The 16,513-nt window shown below is 66.5% G+C and carries 13 protein-coding genes and 2 pseudogenes; 5 read left to right on the top strand and 10 right to left on the bottom strand.

What is annotated here, in order from left to right; genetic code table 11:
* The first annotated feature begins 151 nt into the window (after positions 1 to 151).
* The gene (locus ABQF13_RS23575) at positions 152 to 697 is read left to right on the top strand and encodes a TetR/AcrR family transcriptional regulator (RefSeq protein WP_448395216.1); all 546 of its coding nucleotides are present in this window, start codon (positions 152 to 154) and stop codon (positions 695 to 697) included.
* A 7-nt stretch (positions 698 to 704) separates the two neighbouring features.
* Here ABQF13_RS23575 and ABQF13_RS23570 read toward each other — a convergent pair whose 3' ends face one another.
* The 5 genes and pseudogenes from ABQF13_RS23570 to ABQF13_RS23550 all read right to left on the bottom strand — a co-directional run bounded on the left by ABQF13_RS23570 (position 705) and on the right by ABQF13_RS23550 (position 5,458).
* A complete protein-coding gene (locus ABQF13_RS23570) occupies positions 705 to 2,864 on the bottom strand; it encodes an alkaline phosphatase family protein (protein ID WP_448395215.1) in 2,160 nt (719 codons plus the stop codon).
* Positions 2,865 to 2,985: 121 nt separating this feature from the next.
* Positions 2,986 to 3,339: a hypothetical protein gene (locus ABQF13_RS23565; protein WP_448395214.1), complete on the bottom strand. Its 354-nt coding sequence runs from the start codon at positions 3,337 to 3,339 to the stop codon at positions 2,986 to 2,988.
* A 146-nt stretch (positions 3,340 to 3,485) separates the two neighbouring features.
* Positions 3,486 to 4,097, bottom strand: a pseudogene (locus tag ABQF13_RS23560) (DUF1460 domain-containing protein); the annotation flags it as partial.
* Between the two features lie 117 nt (positions 4,098 to 4,214).
* Positions 4,215 to 5,075 (bottom strand): annotated as a pseudogene (locus ABQF13_RS23555) (transglycosylase SLT domain-containing protein); the annotation flags it as partial.
* A gap of 80 nt (positions 5,076 to 5,155) precedes the next feature.
* Entirely contained in the window at positions 5,156 to 5,458 is a 303-nt protein-coding gene (locus ABQF13_RS23550; protein WP_448395213.1) for a DUF732 domain-containing protein, read from the bottom strand.
* A 100-nt stretch (positions 5,459 to 5,558) separates the two neighbouring features.
* Between ABQF13_RS23550 and ABQF13_RS23545 the strand changes: the two genes are divergently transcribed.
* From ABQF13_RS23545 to ABQF13_RS23530, 4 genes are all read left to right on the top strand, one after another.
* Positions 5,559 to 6,839, top strand: coding sequence for an acyl-CoA dehydrogenase family protein (locus ABQF13_RS23545; protein ID WP_448395212.1), 1,281 nt, complete (start codon positions 5,559 to 5,561; stop codon positions 6,837 to 6,839).
* 93 nt (positions 6,840 to 6,932) lie between these two features.
* Complete coding sequence (locus tag ABQF13_RS23540; protein ID WP_448395211.1) at positions 6,933 to 7,118, top strand: hypothetical protein; 186 nt, start codon at positions 6,933 to 6,935, stop codon at positions 7,116 to 7,118.
* 203 nt (positions 7,119 to 7,321) lie between these two features.
* On the top strand, positions 7,322 to 8,962 hold the full coding sequence (locus ABQF13_RS23535; protein ID WP_448395210.1) for a hypothetical protein: 1,641 nt from the start codon (positions 7,322 to 7,324) through the stop codon (positions 8,960 to 8,962).
* Positions 8,963 to 9,011: 49 nt separating this feature from the next.
* A complete protein-coding gene (locus ABQF13_RS23530) occupies positions 9,012 to 10,655 on the top strand; it encodes a DUF7800 domain-containing protein (protein WP_448395209.1) in 1,644 nt (547 codons plus the stop codon).
* 59 nt (positions 10,656 to 10,714) lie between these two features.
* Here ABQF13_RS23530 and ABQF13_RS23525 read toward each other — a convergent pair whose 3' ends face one another.
* Genes ABQF13_RS23525 through ABQF13_RS23505 form a run of 5 tightly spaced genes read right to left on the bottom strand, consistent with a single transcriptional unit; the run spans position 10,715 to position 16,450 of the window.
* Positions 10,715 to 11,455: an SDR family NAD(P)-dependent oxidoreductase gene (locus ABQF13_RS23525; RefSeq protein WP_448395208.1), complete on the bottom strand. Its 741-nt coding sequence runs from the start codon at positions 11,453 to 11,455 to the stop codon at positions 10,715 to 10,717.
* A gap of 24 nt (positions 11,456 to 11,479) precedes the next feature.
* Positions 11,480 to 13,099: a dipeptide ABC transporter ATP-binding protein gene (locus ABQF13_RS23520; RefSeq protein ID WP_448395207.1), complete on the bottom strand. Its 1,620-nt coding sequence runs from the start codon at positions 13,097 to 13,099 to the stop codon at positions 11,480 to 11,482.
* Positions 13,096 to 13,971, bottom strand: coding sequence for an ABC transporter permease (locus ABQF13_RS23515; RefSeq protein ID WP_448395206.1), 876 nt, complete (start codon positions 13,969 to 13,971; stop codon positions 13,096 to 13,098). Before ABQF13_RS23515 ends, ABQF13_RS23520 begins: the two co-directional genes overlap by 4 nt.
* Positions 13,968 to 14,924 carry an ABC transporter permease gene (locus ABQF13_RS23510; protein ID WP_448395205.1) on the bottom strand — a complete coding sequence of 319 codons (957 nt, stop codon included), beginning with the start codon at positions 14,922 to 14,924 and terminating at the stop codon, positions 13,968 to 13,970. The genes ABQF13_RS23515 and ABQF13_RS23510 overlap by 4 nt, the downstream gene beginning before the upstream one ends.
* Positions 14,921 to 16,450 carry an ABC transporter substrate-binding protein gene (locus ABQF13_RS23505; protein WP_448395204.1) on the bottom strand — a complete coding sequence of 510 codons (1,530 nt, stop codon included), beginning with the start codon at positions 16,448 to 16,450 and terminating at the stop codon, positions 14,921 to 14,923. The genes ABQF13_RS23510 and ABQF13_RS23505 overlap by 4 nt, the downstream gene beginning before the upstream one ends.
* Positions 16,451 to 16,513: the final 63 nt, after the last annotated feature.

Here is a 16,513-nt window from a genome sequence, read left to right as displayed (position 1 = left end):
CCACCACAGCCCCGTCAAGAACCCTCGACAAAGTTGAAATCCCAGTTCAACGGCGACGGCCGGCGTCGTCTCACGGCGTCCCGCCCACATGCGCAAACGATGAGATGTAGCGTCAGTTCTGTCTCAGCACTGAGAAACAAGGGGGCTATTGGTGGCACGAGACGATTGGCTTCTCGGCGGCGAGCGTCGCACGGCGGCCGCCGAGCGCATCTATACCGCGGCCACTGACCTCGTCGTGCGCGAAGGCTTCGACGCCTTCGACATCGACACGTTGGCCGCACGCGTGCACTGCTCACGCGCGACGATCTACCGCTACGCCGGCGGCAAGGCTCAGATCCGCGACGCCGTGCTGCTGCGTCTGGCGGCTCGCGTCGTCGACTCAGTTCGCTCCGCGGTCCACGACCTCACCGGGACGCAGCGCGTCGTGAAGGCGATCACAGTTGCGCTGGAACACATTCGGGCCGACCCGATCCGCCCGATGATGATGAGCCTCAGCGCGGGAAGGGATCTGAGCGAGCTGCCGTCGTCGCCGGTGCTGGGCCGGCTGGCCGCCGACCTCACCGGCATCACCGATGACGACCCGCAGGCGGCCCAATGGATCGTCCGCGTCGTCATGTCGCTGGCGGTGTGGCCCGTCGGCGACGACGACGCCGAACGTCAAGTGGTGGAACGATTCGTCGCTCCGGCGTTCAGCTGATCCGTTGTCACGCAACGATCGCCGTGCTGCACGGCACCTCTGCGGTCGCGCCATCACCGCAGGTCAGCAGCGCCAGGTTCGGCGGGATCAGCGGCGATGGCGGCCACGTCGACGGTGGCGCCGGGATCAGCGGGAAGATGCTGTTGTTGTTCACCCCGGTCAGCCGCGCCACGATCTGTGCGGGAATATTGGTCGCCACGTACAGCAGGTTGCCGACCAGCTGCACCGGCACGATCGCCAAGCCGGCCAGCGCGCTGACCAGGAAGATGTCCTGATCGGCGATCGATCTCAGCTGATCGATCGTGTCGTAGGTGAATGTGTACACGAAGTACGGGATCGAGGTGAAAATCGTCCGGATACCCAGGGCGATGTCGGTGCCGATATCCGGATAGCCGTTCATGGCGATCGCGTCGAACAGCGCCTGGTGCAGATCGACCGGGTCGACGTCGCTGTCGCCGAGCGTGGTCAACGAGACGCCGTCGGAATACGCGGGTGGCGGTGCACCGAAGAGGTGCAACACCGTTGGCGTCGTGTCGACGATCTCGTACTGCAGGTTGATGAACCCTTCTTGGAAGTCCGAACCCCGCGCGATCACGAAGGTCGAAGTCTCCGAAGGCGTTTGGAACCCGTGCCCGAAGCCCTGCTGCGGCTGGTGACCGTGGTCGGTCACCACGAGCACGGCCCAGTTCTCACACAGTCCGGGGTTGCACTTCTCCCGCTCGGCGATCTCGGCCATGATCGCGCCGATGTTCTCGTCGACGTTACGGATGGCCTCCGCGTACTGCGGCGACGCGCCACCGTACATGTGCCCGTTCTCGTCGACGCCGACGAAGTAGGTGAACATGAACGTCGGGGTGCCGTTCTGGGTGTTCTGGATCGCGGCGACGGTGGCGGCGCCGACCGCGTCGTCGGTGAGCAACCAGTTCGTGTCGCCGGGAACCTGCGGGACGAAGTGGATCTGGTCGGCGGGAATTGATCCGGCATTCGCGATGTCGGCGATGACGTTCCAGTTGGCTATCGCGATAGTCTCGATGTTCGGGTCGTGTGTCTCGAGCATGTTGAACACCGTCGGGTACCGGTTGTACGGCCCCGGCGTGAACACGTTGTTGACGACGCCTGTGGTCTCACCCCACACCCCGGTCAGGATCGCCGTCCACGAGGGGTTGGAGATGGTGGTGTGTCCGACGATGCTCGAGGCGGCGGTGGTGCCGTCGTCCATCAGCGCGAAGAAGTGGTCGTTCTCGGGGTCGGAGAGGATCCGGCCCAGGTTGGTGCCGTCGACGCCGATCACCAGCACGTAGGGCGTGCCGTTGGCTTGTGCCGAGGGCCCCGAGAGCTGCGTGACGGTGTACTGCGCCGCCGGGGGTGCAGTCTGGTGGGACAGTGCCTGCTCGAACTCACCGCGCGCCGCCGCCAGCATCGTCCACAACGCGGGTATTTGAATCGGCACACCCGTGGTGCCCAGGCCCATCAGCGGCCGCAGCAGGGCGTTCACCGTCTCGGTGACCAGGCTGACCAAGGTGGGCCGCGGCTGGGAGGTGACCGTCACCGCTGTGGCCGGCGGGGCGGTCATGGTCGTGAACGTCGTCGTCGGGTTGGGCGTTGTGGTCGCTGCCTTCGGCGCGACGTCTTCGGTGGCGGTGACCTTCGCGGTGGCGGTGACGTCGGGTTGGGTCTCGGGTTCTTCTTGTGCGCGGGTGAATCGTTCGACGGTCGCGTTGACATAGGACTTGACCTCTTCGGTGAAATCCCGGGTGCCCGAGCGTGACTCGCTTGCGGCGGGGGGATCGGCCGATTCGGCGTCGTCCGAAGACGCCTCGTCTTGCGCGGCGTCCTCGTCCGTAAACGACGTATCCGCGTCGTCTTCGGCCTCTCCCTCAACGTCGCCGGTGGCGTCTTCCCCCGTGGCGTCTTCGTCCGCGGTGGCGTCCGATGGATCGGTGGTGTCGTCGTCTGCGGCCGGTGTCGAGTCCTCCGCCGCCGAAGATTCAGTTGAGGACGATGACGTCTCGCTCGACGGCGAGGACTCGCTCGATGATGAGGACTCGCCGGACGACGAACCGCCGGTGTCCGCAAACGCAACGGCGGGTGCGTTCGCGATGGCAACGCCAACGCCCAATGTCACCGCTAATGCTCCGACGCGACCGATGTAGTTGGCGTACCCCATGACGGTTTCCTTCCGTGCCCACGTCCCCGTAAGTGGTGGAGCAGAAATTTGACGTTTGCAGCAAATTACCGCTTCCGAGGCGCGGTGTACGCCGCTTCGACGAACATGGGACAGCGGCTCCTTACCTTGGTTCGCTGTAGCCCACCGGGGCGCTGTACACGAAGTCGGCCGCCAGACATTCCAGCGTGCCCCCGGCGCGAACCACGACCAGAACCTCGTCGAGCTGGTCGTCGTCCTGAATCCGTTCGAAGAACCTCGCCACGTGCGCCAACTCTGCGCCATCGAGAACGATTCGTTGGATCACGTGCCTGCGGAAGTGGTTACCGCAGACGTAGCCCCGCTCCGGAGCTGGCAGGTAAACCTGCAAGCCTGGGTTTTCGTCCTCGTCATCGGAATACCCGCAGGCGTGGGTCCCGCCCATCCAGGGAAAATAAGCCACTTCCTGGCAGTTGCCGCAAACCGGCCAGGTGGTCATCGACGTAGCCAAAGCCCGCCCTTCCTCAACACGCGGTGTGACGATCCGTTTGCGCCATTTTACCTGGCTAGACCGACAAAACAGCGCTCAGCGACGGCGTCGTCGCGCTCCCGCGCGCCATCGAATGACGGGCATGTCAGCAAATGCTATTGGACCGGGCGGAGCACGACCACGCCTGCAACGGTCTGCAGGTAATCGGCCAGCTGCTGGTCGATGACCTTCTCGTGTGCGCGCAACGACGAGGCGTTGCGAAACACCGGCCCGTGGGGTGTCTCGACGAAGATGCCGACGTGCGTGACGTCGAGGCCGCCGTCTTCGGCGAACGCCCCGATGTAGTCACCCGTGCGCAGTTGGCTCAGCACACCGTCGTCGATCTGGGAACTCGGAATGTAGGACATCGTCCGCGGCACCACCGGCAACCCCGGCAGGTAGTGGCCACCCGAGTCCTTCGCGTTGAGGTTCTTGTTCACCGCAACCGCATTGGGGCTCAGCGACGCCGTGATGTCCGTCGCCACTGCCGGCGTGGCGGCGGCCCAGTCGGTGAAGAAGTGTTTCCTGTTCCGGAAGGCGACGACGCCGTCCTTGTAGCGCACCTCGATGAGCGCGTCGATGAACTCCTCGCGGTTGGTCGCCCGCTTCAGCGCTTCGACGTAGTCGGCATAGGTGAAGCAGTCCACCTTCTCCAACTCCACCACCAGCTTCTCCGGGGCGTTCGCGGATCCGACGAGAGTGTCTGCGCCATAAGGTGTTCCGAGGAACTGCTGTGAAATCGCGCCGGCATCTGCACCGGCCGCACCGTTCCTGGCGGTCAACATCCTCTCGAGGAGCTGTGCGCTCTGTTCGGAGACCTGGACTTCGAGCGTCGTGTTCGTCACCGCGCCACGGTAATTCGCGACTGGAATCGGAGCAGGCTCGGTGTATCCGACCGGCAGGAGCACGTCACCGGATGTCGTCAGGTAGTAGACCTCCCACCGGTGATAGCCGGTGAATGCGGCGGGGTCGGCGGACATGGCGGCGGCGTAGTCGTTGATGGCTCGCACGTAGTTGTTCGAGTTGTTGTACCGGTACAGCGCATAGTCGCGGTTTCCGGCGAACCCGTTGGCGGCCAGGTAGCGTCCTGCCGCCATGATGCTGTCGCGGGGCGAGTGGATGTCCCCGCCCGCGCCGAACGCGGCGAACGTGGAGGGCATGAACTGCATCGGACCCTGCGCGCCCGCGGTGCTCACCCCGGCGACGCGGCCGAACGCGGTTTCGACGAGGTTGATCGCCGCCAAATAGTTCCAGCCCACACCGAACTCCGCTTCGGCCTCACGGTAGTAACCCATGAGTTCGGCGGCCGGTGTCGGGGCGACGATCCGCCACGCCGGCAGGGTGTCTTTCGGCCGGCTCATCACGCCGAGCTCCCGGCGCGCGTCGACATTGAGGTCGTAGACCTTCAGCAACTCGGGCGGGATCCGCGGGCGCACGATCGGGTCCCACTCGGGGTGCCGTCCGATGGTCCGGTAGGCCGCTTGCTGCCGGTGCGCCGCCGACGTCAGCACCGCCTCCGAGGACGCCGGGTCGCGCAGTGCACGTTCATCGGCGACCAGGCCGTCGGCGATGTCGACGGGGTCGGACGCGAGTTCGCGGTGCGGGGGCTCGGCTGCGGGTGCGGGGTTCGTCGGCGCCGCTGTCGTCGTGGCGGATGTTTCCGGCCGGTCCGAGGTCGAGCATCCGACGAGGGCAAACAACATCATGGCGATGCCCGCGACAGCAACAATCCTGGCGATTTCAGATCGGGGCCCACCGGCATTCATTGCCGTCGAAGTTTAGCGGCTCAGGTTTGCAACGGCTCCGGGCAGAAGTACAGCCGAGCACCGGCCACGATGAAGTTCGACAGCGTTTCGTCTTTCGTCGTGATGTCCAACTTCTCGGCCACCGCCGACGCATCGGTGCCGCGCGCGAGCTGAGCGCACACGTCGCGGGCCAGGGTGCTCAGGGTCGCGCAGTCGCCGGTGAAACCGACCGAGGACATGCTGCGGCAGAAATCGTCGTCGGGTGATGCGGCGGCGTGCGGTGCGGCCATCAGCGAGCCGATTCCTAGCACTAACAGCGCGGTGAGCCGCGCAAGCGTCGTCATATCACGTCTTTCCTACCGCTTTACTACCCGCTTCGGATCGAGGGAGGTGGGATTGGATGCAGATCGAGATAGGAGCGTGACCGGGTGACAGACTGCACCCATGGCGTGGGATTTCAGCACCGAACCGGAATTTCAGGACAAGCTCGACTGGGTCAAACAGTTCTGCGAGGAACAGGTCGAACCGCTCGATCACGTGTTTCCGTACGCGGTGCGTTCACCGGATCCCGCGGTCAAGGCCTATGTGCGTGAGCTGCAGCAGGAGGTCAAAGACCAGGGGCTGTGGGCGATCTTTCTCGACGAGGACCTCGGCGGTCCCGGCTTCGGTCAGCTCAAGCTCGGCCTGCTCAACGAGGTCATCGGACGCTACGCCGGCGCCCCGCACATGTTCGGCGCGTCGGCCCCCGACACCGGCAACATGGAGATGCTCGCCGCCTACGGCACCGAGGAGCAGAAGGAACGCTGGCTGGGGCCGCTGCTCAACCAGGACATGTTCTCGGCCTACTCGATGACCGAACCGCAGGGCGGCAGCGATCCGAGCCTCTTCAAGACCCATGCCGTCCGCGACGGCGACGAGTGGGTGATCAACGGCGAGAAGTGGTTCACCTCCGCGGGCCGCGTCGCCGACATCCTGTTCGTGATGTGCACGAACGGAATGTTCGTGGTACCGCGCAAGACGCCGGGTGTGGAGATCATGCCCGAGCCCCGCAACCACAACCACATCATCTACCGCGACGTGCGGGTGCCGCTCGATCATCTCCTCGGCCCGGAGGACGGGGCACGGGTGCTCGCGCAGCGCCGTCTTGGCGGCGGACGCATCCACCACGCCATGCGCACCATCGCGCAGTGCAACCTCGCGTTCGACATGATGTGCGAGCGCGCGCTCAGCCGCGAATCGCACGGCAAGGTCATCTCGGAGCACCAGATGGTGCAGGAGAAAATCGCCGAGTCCTACGCGATGATCAAGATGCTGCGGCTGTTCGTGCTCGAGACGGCGTGGAAAATCGACCAGACCTCCACCCAGGAGGCCCGCACCGACATCGCCGCGGTCAAGTTCACGATGGCGCGGGTGCTGCGGGACGTGTCGTTCAACGCGCTGCACATTCTCGGGTCGCTCGGGACCACCGACCTCACCCCGATCCAGGCGATGTACGCCGGCGCGCCGACGATGGGCATCGCCGACGGCGTCGACGAGGTGCACAAGGCCACCGTCGCGCGCCGGGTGCTGCGTGACTACGAGCCCCACGAGGGCAACTTCCCGACAGAGTTCCTGCCGTACAAGCGCGAGGCCGCCCGCAGGAAACTGCAACCCGTGCTCGACGCGCGCCCGGAGTTGGCCGCCGCCGCCGAGGCTTACCAGAAGTACCTGTCGCGGCGCCGCTGAACCTTCTCGCCGAGCGCACGGTTGTTCGCGCGTGGTCTCGGCGTTTGCGTATAACAAGCGTGCGCTCGCGGATGCTGCGCCTAGGGTGAAGCCATGCGAATCGCCATCGCCATCGTCGGTGTGATCGTCGCGCTGTTCGGTCTGCTGTTCGCGCTGCAGGGTTTTGGCGTGGTGGGCGGCAGCCCGATGAGCAACACCACGACCTGGTCCGTCCTGGGCCCGCTCATCGCGCTAATCGGGATCGCATTGGTGGTCGGCGCGCTGCGCCGCAAGCCGTAGACCGGAAATTTTCTTCACATCGCTCGGTGCTGTAACTACTACGGCCGAACGAGCGATGAAACTGTCGAGCGCCGCGACTGCTGGAACAGGCACCAGTGTTGGGGGAGTCGACGCGCATGTTTTGAAGGAGCAGACGCACGATGGGTGCACCCCTTGAATTTTGCTCAAAGCGTGGCGTGGTCGCCGTTCTGGCGTCCGGAATTGTGATCTCACTGACGGCCCTTACCGGAGGCGTGGCACCGGCATTGGCCCAGCCCGGTTCCGACGACTCGAGTGGGCCGACGACCACCATCGTGACGCCCACGCCGAAGCGCACCGCGCCCGAGGCCAAAGAGGAGGCTCCCAAGCGGGAGGCTCCGGAACAGAAGACGCAGGCCCCAGCGGTAGAGACGCCGACGCAGGCCCCGCAGACGCAGCAGACGCAGGCCCCGCAGACGCAGGCCCCGCAGACGCAGGCCCCGCAGACGCAGCAGACGCAGGCGCCTACCGTCGTCGAGCCGAAGCCTGAGCCGGAAGAGCCGAAGACCCAGGCGCCGAAGACGACCGCCAGCACGACCGTGCAGCAGCAGACGACCGAACCGGCGCCCGCACCCGAGCCAGAGCCGTCGACCACCGCCGAGCGGACACCCGCCAGCAGCGAAAGCAAGGTCGCGCCGAGCAGCGAAAGCAAGGTCGCGCGCACGACGGAAGCCGACAGCGATGCGCCACAGACGTCGGGCACGTCGGTGCCGCCGTCGGAAGCCTTCGCGCCGGCGACCGAAACCAGCGAGGCGCCCACCAGCGAGACGCCAACCAGCGAATCGGCCACCTCGGAGACCGAGAGCCAGACCCGCGACGAGGAATCCGAGACGCCGACGGTGTCGGTCTCGCAGGCCGCCAAGCAGATCGAGATGCTGGAGCCCGAGAAACTGGAGGCCCCGGCCGAGGACGTGCAGTTGGCCAAGCGCGCCGAGCCGATCTTCGAAGAGCAGCCCGAACCGGCCGCCGAGGAGGACGTCGCCGCGTTCGCGAACTCGATCGAAACCAGCCTGAAGGTCCCGGGCTTGGACATCGGGGCGAGCGCCAAGACCGAATTCGGCGTCGAGCGCCGCGTCGAGCGTCGCGAAATCGAGTACGTCAGCAACGTGCGCCAGTGGCGGCCGGAATGGATCGAGTACGACGAGTACTACCGGCCGATCGTCGCCAACCCGTTCCGGGCACCGGTGCGTATCGTCTACGTCTACGACATGCGGCCACGCATCATGTACATCCCGCCGCTGTCCCGGATCGTGCTGGAGGCCGCCCGGTTCGCCGCCTACAGCTTCACCGCGGCGATCCTCAACCCGGTCAACGCGGCCATCGACACCATGCAAGACATCACCAACATCGCGGTGGGCAGCTTCTTCGGCGGTGGCTACTACCCGGGCGCCGGGCTGCCGTTGCCGCCGCCCCCGCCGCCGGTGCTGCGCTACGACAACGTGCCCGTCCAGGTGCGCTACTCGGATGCGGTGTACGAACCCTTCCGGGTCCGCCGGATCGTTGACGTCGGCGAGGACGCCCGCTTCGGTGAGCGCAAGGTGCTGCTCGACGGAGCGACGCCGGCATGGGGTGTCTGGACCCAGACGCCAAGCGGCGAACGGCAATTCGAGGTGCACCGGACCCAGCAGTTCCCGGGTCTGGAGGAACCCCAGGAGGGTCCGCTGCCGGGTGACTACCAGTTGCGGCTGGCATCCGACGAGTCGTCGTCGGCCGGGCTGACTGGACGCGACATCTTCCTGATGGTCGCTGCCGGGGTGATTGGCACGCTGGGCTTCGGCGCCATCGGTATGGCGTTCTACCTGGGGCGCCGCCGACCCGAACACTGAGAGCGCGCCTCGGGCATCGGTCCTGTCGAAAGTCATGCATGATGGGGCGATGCCCGAGGTTCGCGTGGGGCCGCTGCTCCGCCACGTCGGTGAGACCGACGCGACCATCTGGGTCGAGACGGACACACCGTGCGCGGTCGAGGTCCTGGGCCACCGCGCGGACACCTTCGAGATCGAAGGTCACCACTTCGCGATCGTCTGCGTGACGGGTCTGGACCCGGACCGCGAACACCCCTACGAGGTCCACCTCGACGGTCGGAAAGCTTGGCCGCCAACGGATTACGAGTATCCGCGACCGCGGGTCCGGCTGATGCCGCGCGACGGCAGGCTGCGGCTGCTGTTCGGCTCGTGCCGCGCGTCGGCCCCACATCACCCGCCACACACCTACCAGCACTGGTGGCACCCAAAGGGCAAGGGCATCGACGTGCTGCGCACATACGGCATGCGGATGCTGCGCCAGCCGTCGGCGCTGTGGCCCGACGCGCTGCTGATGATGGGCGACCAGCTCTACGCCGACCAGGTCAACGACACGATCAAGGATCTGGTCGCCGACCGGGAGGTGCATGCCGACGGGCCCGTCGAGGTGCTCGAGGACTTCGAGGAGTTCTGCATCGGCTACTGGGACGCCTGGCGCGAGCCCGTGGTGCGCTGGATGCTCTCCACCGTCCCGACCTCGATGATGTTCGACGACCACGAGATCAACGACAAGTGGAACACCTCGCAGGCCTGGCTCGAGGAGAAACGCAAAACCGACTGGTATCAGACCCGCATCATCGGCGGGCTGATGGCGTACTGGGTCTATCAGCACCTCGGCAACATGTCGCCCACCGAGCTGGCCAAGGATCAAGTTTTTCAGCGGGTGCTCGAAACCCGGCAGGGCACCGAGGCGGTCCGGGAGCTCGCGCAGACGGCCGAAAAGGACGACGGCGTCTCACATTTCAGCATGTGCCGTGACCTGGGTTCGGCGCGCCTGATCGTCGTCGACGCCCGCTCCGGACGTCAACTACAGCCGGGGCGCCGCCAGATCACCACCGACGAGGAATGGGACTGGATCACCTCCAACGTCGACGGCACCTATGAACATCTGCTGTTCGCAAGCTCGCTGCCGATCCTGCTGCCCTACGGCATGCACCACATCGAAGCATGGACGGAGGCGGTCAGCGACGGCGCATGGGGCAACCGGCTGTCCGGACTGGGGGAGAAGGTGCGCATCACCGCCAACCTCGACCACTGGGCCTGCTTCCAGGACAGCTATCGACGCTTCGAGGATCTGGTCATCGACGTGGTGAGCGGTAAGCGGGGTCGGGCACCCGACACGATGGTGCTGTTCGGCGGCGACGTGCACCACTGCTGGGTGACCGAGGTCGACACGCCCGACGCGGGCCCCGCGGTGAGCACCAAGGTGTGGCAGGTGGTGTGTTCCGGGTTGCGCAAGGAGCCGTCGGCGGCCGAACGCGTCGTGCTGCGGCTCGGCCACACCCGGTTCATCGAGTCCGTCGGCAAGGCGCTCGCGCGGACCGCGAGGGTGGGGATGCCGCGGCTCCGGTGGCGACCCGTCACGATGCCGCACTTCCGCAACCAGGTCGGGACTCTGGAGATCGCCGGCGGCGAGGTGGGTGTGCGGATCGAGAAGGTCACCGGGGGCTGGCGCAAACCACAGCTGACCACCGTGATCGAGCACAAACTGCTCTAGCGTTGGCGATTTCGGTGCGCTAACCATCGCTCACCGCACGTTACCGCACCGAAATCCCCTCAGCCCGCGCCCTTGCCGTTGTCGACTCGATACACCGCGCCGTGGATCGCGGCGGCGTCGTCGCTGGCCAGAAATGCGATCGCCTTGGCCACGTCGACGGTGTGCATGAAGCCGCGCGGTGACGCGATCCGCATGATCAGATCCCAGTCGGCGTTATCGGGGGCGGTGAACTCGGTGGTCTGCGCGGTGGGCATACCGCCGGGACAGACGGCGTTCACGCGGAGCTTCTCCTTGGTGTACTCGACGGCCAGCGCGCGGGTCAGGCCGACGAGTCCGTGTTTGGCTGCGCAGTAGCCGGCCGAGTACACCTCACCCTCCACGCCGGCGATCGAGGCGACGTTGACGATGTTGCCGCCGGCCTGCAGCAGGTGCGGCAGCGCCGCGCGGCATAGGTAGAACGGCCCGTTGAGGTTCACCGCGAGATCGCGGTCCCAGTCCTCGTCGCTCATTGTCGTGGTGTGGCGCATCTGGTGGAAGCCGGCGACGTTGACCAACACGTCGAGCCGGCCGAAGGCCGCCACGCACTGTGCCACCGCGGCACGGCACGCCTGCGACGAGGTGACGTCCACCGACGCGTAGCTGCCGCCCGGTATGGACTCGAAGACCTCCGCCATCCGTTCGGCGTCGCGCGCGATACCGAACACCGTCGCGCCGCGCTCGGCGAACAGTTGCGCGACGGCGGCGCCCAAACCCGCCGACGCGCCTGTGACCAATGTGACCTTGCCGCTCAGTGACGTCATGGTTGAAGACCTTCTCACGACCCGCTATTTCGGCGCGGAGGGGAGCGACGGTGGTATGGCGGCCAGCAACTCGCGGGTGTAGTCGTGCTCGGGCGCGGCGAACAGGTCGGCGGCCGGGCGGTACTCGATGCGGGCGCCGTCGCGCATGACCAGCACGTCATGGCTCATCTGCTGCACGACGGCGAGATCATGCGCGATGAACAGGTAGGTCAACCCCAGCTCACGCTGCAGCCGGGTCAACAGGTCGAGCACCCGAGATTGCACCGAAACGTCCAGTGACGCAGTGGCTTCGTCGAAGATCACCAGATCGGGTTCGACGGCCAGGGCCCGCGCGATCGACACGCGTTGCCGTTCACCGCCGGATAACTCGTGCGGATACCGGCCGGCGAACGACGTCGGCAGCCCTACCAGGTCGAGCAGTTCATCGACACGGGTCCGGCGGGCCTGCCTGCCCCGCGCGAGCCGGTGCACCATCAGCGGTTCACCGATAGAAGTGCCCACCCGCGCACGCGGATTCAGCGACGAGAACGGATCCTGCAACACCAGGCTGACCCGTCGGCGCACCGCCTTGACCGCGGAGCGCCGTACGCCGATCACGTCAGCACCACCGATGGTCGCGGTGCCCGCATCGGGTTCGACCAGACCGGTCAGCGCCGCGGCCACCGTCGACTTCCCCGAACCGGATTCCCCGACCAGTCCCAGCGTGGTGCCGCGCCGGATACGAAACGACAGGTCATCCACCGCATTTACGGTGCGTTTGCCGCCGGCACTCGTCACCCGGTACCGCACATCGAGGCCGGCGACGTCGAGCAGCACCTCGGCGCCGGAGACCGGCTCCGGCCCGGTATGGCCGATCACCGGCCGCGCGGCCAACAGCTCCCGGGTGTAGGCATGTTGCGGACGGTCAAAGACGTCGGTGATCGTGGCCTGTTCGACGGCCTGGCCCTCCTGCAGCACCGTGACGTCGTCGGCCACTTGGCCGATCACGCCGAGATCGTGGCTGATCCACACCACCGCGGTGGCGAAGTCGCGCTGCAAATCCCTTACCAGCGTGACGATTTGCGCCTGCGTCGTGACGTCGAGCGCGGTGGTCGGTTCGTCGGCGATCAGCAGTTGCGGGTCGCAGGCCATCGCGACCGCGATCATCACCCGCTGCCGCTGCCCGCCCGAGAGCTGATGCGGATAGCTGTCCAGCCGGTCTTCGGGCTCGGGCAGACCCACCGCCTCCAACAGTTCCAGAGCCCGGGCGCGTGCCTGCCGTCGGGTGGAACGGCGATGGGTCTCAATCGATTCGGTGATCTGGCGTTCGATGGTCAGCAGGGGGTTCAGCGAGGTGGAGGGGTCCTGGAACACGAACCCGATGCGGTCGCCGTGCACGCTGCGTAGCAGCCGCGCCGACGCGCCGACGAGCTCAACGGCACCTTTGTCCGCGGTGGCGCCCAGCGCGCTTTTACCGGTGACGACGGCGCCGGGCGCGTCGAGCAGCCCGGTGGCCCCCAGCGCCGTCATCGTCTTGCCCGAACCGGATTCGCCGACGATGCCCAGCGTCTGTTCGGGGTGCACATCGAACGAGACACCGCGCACGATCTCGCGTCGCCTGATGGCCACCCGCAGGTCGCGCACGCTGAGTGTGGGGTCCGTCATTGCTTTCTTCGAGCCTCGATCATGGTGCGCTGCTTGGGATCCAGTACATCACGCAGACCGTCGCCGAGCAGGTTGAACGCCAGCACCGTGACCACGATCGCGGCGCCGGGCACCACCGCCATCCACCACGCCAGCGTCACGAAACCCTGCGAATCGAAGATCATCCGGCCCAGCGACGGCTGCGGCGGCTGGATGCCCAGCCCGAGAAACGACAACGCAGCCTCGGCGAGGATGGCGAACGCCAGCGACAGCGATGTCTGAACCACCAGCGGCCCAGCGATATTCGGCAGGATGTGGCGGCCGAGGATGTAGAGGTTGCCGGTGCCCATGCTCTGTGACGCCGCGACGAACGGCTCCGTGCGCACGCTCAACGTGCTGCCCCTGGCCACCCGCGCGAAGATCGGGGTGTACACGATGCCGATCGCCAACATGGTGGTCGTCACGCCCGGGCCCAGGATCGCCACCACGGCCAACGCCAGAATCAGCACCGGAAAGGCGAACATCACGTCGACGACGCGCATCAACACCGCGTCCAGCCAGCCGCCGCGGTAACCGGATACGACACCGACCGTCACACCGACGATCACCGCGAACGCCACGCTGACCACCGCCACCCGCAGCGACGCCTGCACCGCGACCAGCACCCGCGACAATACGTCGCGGCCCAACTCGTCGGTGCCGAACCAGTGCGCGGCACCGGGCGGCTGCAGCGCGTTGGGCACATCGACATCGTTGACGCCATAGGGGGCAAGCCAATCCGCGCCGATCGCGACGGACACGACGACGGCGAGCACCGTCGCGCTGACCGCCGTGACCGGGTTTCCCAGCAGCAGCCGCCAGAACGGCACGCGAGTTCCGGTGTCGGCGCTCATGACAGCCGGATCCTCGGGTCCACGACGGCGTACAACGCATCCACGATCAGGTTGACGAGCAGAAACAGGGCGGCGATCAGCAGCACCGCACCCTGGATCACCGGGTAATCCCGTGCCGCGACGGCGTTGTAAACCAACCGGCCCAGTCCCGGCCAGGCGAACACCACCTCGACCACGATGACCCCGCCCAGGATCGTCGCCAGCTGAATGCCGGTGATGGTCAAAATCGGGATGAGCGCGTTGCGCACCGTGTGCCGAAACGTCAACACCGCAGGCGGTAACCCCTTCGATCTGGCGGTGCGGACATAGCCGGTGGCGGCGACCTCGAGCACTGCCGAACGCACATACCGGGTCATGATCGCCGCGGCCACGAGCCCGACCGTCAACGCGGGCAACACGATGTGGCGCAGCCAGCCCGCCGGGTCCTCGAACAGCGGCCGGTAGCCCGAGGTCGGCAGCCAGCCCAGCGTCGTCGCGAACAGTGCGATCAACAGGATGCCCATCCAGAAGTCGGGGATCGACACGCCGAACTGGCTGCCCACCCGCACGATCGCGTCGCTGAGCCGGCCCTCGTGCAGTGCCGACCAGATCCCGGCGGGCAGCGCGATGAGCAACGCGAGCAGGACGCCGGCCACGGCCAGCGACACCGTCGCGGGCAGCCTTTCGAGCAGGATCAGCGTCACCGGATCACCGTTGCGAAAGCTCACCCCGAGATCGCCGGTCAGCGCCGAGCCGAGGTAGCCGAAGAACTGTTCGAGCATCGGCTTGTCCAGCCCGCTGGCCTGGCGCAGCGCGTCATAGGCCTCCGGGGTGTAGCGGGTGCCCAGCGCGATGCGGACCGGATCGCCGGGCACCAGGTGCACGAGGGTGAACACCACCACGACCACCCCGACCATCACCACCGCCGAATACAGCAGCCGGCGCGCCAAGAACCGCAGCACGGGATGTGTCATGATCCTTGCCCCAAATCCGCTGTGCGGAAACGGACTGCGGCGTCGCGGCGGGCTTCATAGCCGGTCAGCTCGGGGGTCCACGCCTGGATCACCGACGGGTTGTACAAGAAGATGTAGCTCACCTTGTCGGCGATCAGCGTGGCCGCCTCGTCGTACCGCGCGCCGCGTGCTTGGCGGTCGGTCTCGACGCGCCCGGCGTCGAGCAGCCGGTCCACCTCGGGGTCGGAGAACTGCTGCGCGTTGCTGGTGCCGTTCGAGTGGTGCTGGGCGTAGTAGAAGTCGTCGGGGTCGATGTTGCCCAGCCAACCCATCATCAGCATGTCGAAGTTGCCGGTGTTCTGTTCGTCGAGCCAGGTGGCGAAGTCGACGGTGCGGATGCTCACCGTGATACCAAGCGGCGCAAGGTTATCGGCGATGATCTGCGCGGCGGTCACGGTCTCCGGATACTCGCTGGTGACCAGCAGGTCGAGGTCGACGTCGCCGACACCCGCCTCGTCGAGCAGCCGCTGTGCGGTGTCGATGTCGTAGCTGTAACGGTCGTAGGGCGTGTACCACGGGTTGCCTTCGGGGATCGCAAGTTGGTTGGCGGTTGCGGTGCCGTAGCTGGTGGCCGCGACGATCGCGTCGCGGTCGATGCCGTAGGCGATCGCCTGGCGCGCTCGCACGTCGTTCCAGGGCGGGCGGGCTTCATTGAGCGCCAGGTACCAGTAGTCGTTACTGGGGGTGACGGCCAAGTTGATCGAGTCGTCCTCACGCAACTGCGCGACGCGTTGGGTGGGAACCGAATCGGTCCAGTCGACTTCACCGGCCTGCAGCGCCGACAGCGCCGTGGACGGCTCGGAGATGAACCTGAAGGTGACACCCGAGATCGGCGCTGGCCCATCCCAATACGACGGGTTGGCCTTCAGCGTGATCGAGTCGCCGCTGTTGTGGGCCAGGAACGAGAACGGTCCGGTGCCGATCGGGTGGGTGGCGATCTGACCGCTTTCGACGTTGCCGGGCGAGACGATCGCCATGCCTTTGAAGCCACCCAGGTTGGTCAGCAGGTTGGGGGTCGGGCGGTCCAAATGGACGACCACGGTGTGTGGGTCGGGTGCTGTGACGTCGGCGACGGCGCTGAATTTGTCAACGTTGGCCAGCTTCTCGTCCATGATCCGGCGGTAGGAGTAGACGACGTCGTCGGCGCGCAGCGGGCTGCCGTCGTGGAAGGTGATCCCGCGGCGCAACTGGAAGGTCCAGGTGAGCTGGTCGGGGCTGACCTCCCAGGACTCGGCGAGCGCCGGGCGCATCTCGAGGTTTTCGTCGGGCTCGACCAGCGTGTCGAAGACGTTCTCCAGCACCTCGAACGAGAAGTAGGCGGTGGTCTTGTGCGGGTCGAGTTGGTCGGGTTCACCGGAGATGGCGGCGATGAGGTTGCCCGACACGTCGTCGCCGAGGTCGACTCGCTGCCCGGGTGAGCACGCCGTGACGGCGAGGAGCACGACGGCGATGGCGGCGACTGCCGCCGCCACCGCCCGCCGTTTCATCTGCCGTCACCCCGGAGTCGTCTGCCCCCGTTTCTAGACGGGGTCGTGTCCACACTGACATAC

Source organism: Mycolicibacterium sp. XJ879 (assembly GCF_053483935.1).
The sequence above is the reverse complement of the archived record's forward strand: the minus strand, read 5'-3'. Positions and strand labels throughout refer to the sequence as shown.

Coding starts and splice junctions, on each gene's coding strand:
- ABQF13_RS23570 (WP_448395215.1), bottom strand. CDS start 2,864: ATGGGGTACGCCAACTACATCGGTCGCGTCGGAGCATTAGCGGTGACA.
- ABQF13_RS23565 (WP_448395214.1), bottom strand. CDS start 3,339: ATGACCACCTGGCCGGTTTGCGGCAACTGCCAGGAAGTGGCTTATTTT.
- ABQF13_RS23550 (WP_448395213.1), bottom strand. CDS start 5,458: ATGACGACGCTTGCGCGGCTCACCGCGCTGTTAGTGCTAGGAATCGGC.
- ABQF13_RS23545 (WP_448395212.1), top strand. CDS start 5,559: ATGGCGTGGGATTTCAGCACCGAACCGGAATTTCAGGACAAGCTCGAC.
- ABQF13_RS23540 (WP_448395211.1), top strand. CDS start 6,933: ATGCGAATCGCCATCGCCATCGTCGGTGTGATCGTCGCGCTGTTCGGT.
- ABQF13_RS23530 (WP_448395209.1), top strand. CDS start 9,012: ATGCCCGAGGTTCGCGTGGGGCCGCTGCTCCGCCACGTCGGTGAGACC.
- ABQF13_RS23525 (WP_448395208.1), bottom strand. CDS start 11,455: ATGACGTCACTGAGCGGCAAGGTCACATTGGTCACAGGCGCGTCGGCG.
- ABQF13_RS23520 (WP_448395207.1), bottom strand. CDS start 13,099: ATGACGGACCCCACACTCAGCGTGCGCGACCTGCGGGTGGCCATCAGG.
- ABQF13_RS23515 (WP_448395206.1), bottom strand. CDS start 13,971: ATGAGCGCCGACACCGGAACTCGCGTGCCGTTCTGGCGGCTGCTGCTG.
- ABQF13_RS23510 (WP_448395205.1), bottom strand. CDS start 14,924: ATGACACATCCCGTGCTGCGGTTCTTGGCGCGCCGGCTGCTGTATTCG.
- ABQF13_RS23505 (WP_448395204.1), bottom strand. CDS start 16,450: ATGAAACGGCGGGCGGTGGCGGCGGCAGTCGCCGCCATCGCCGTCGTG.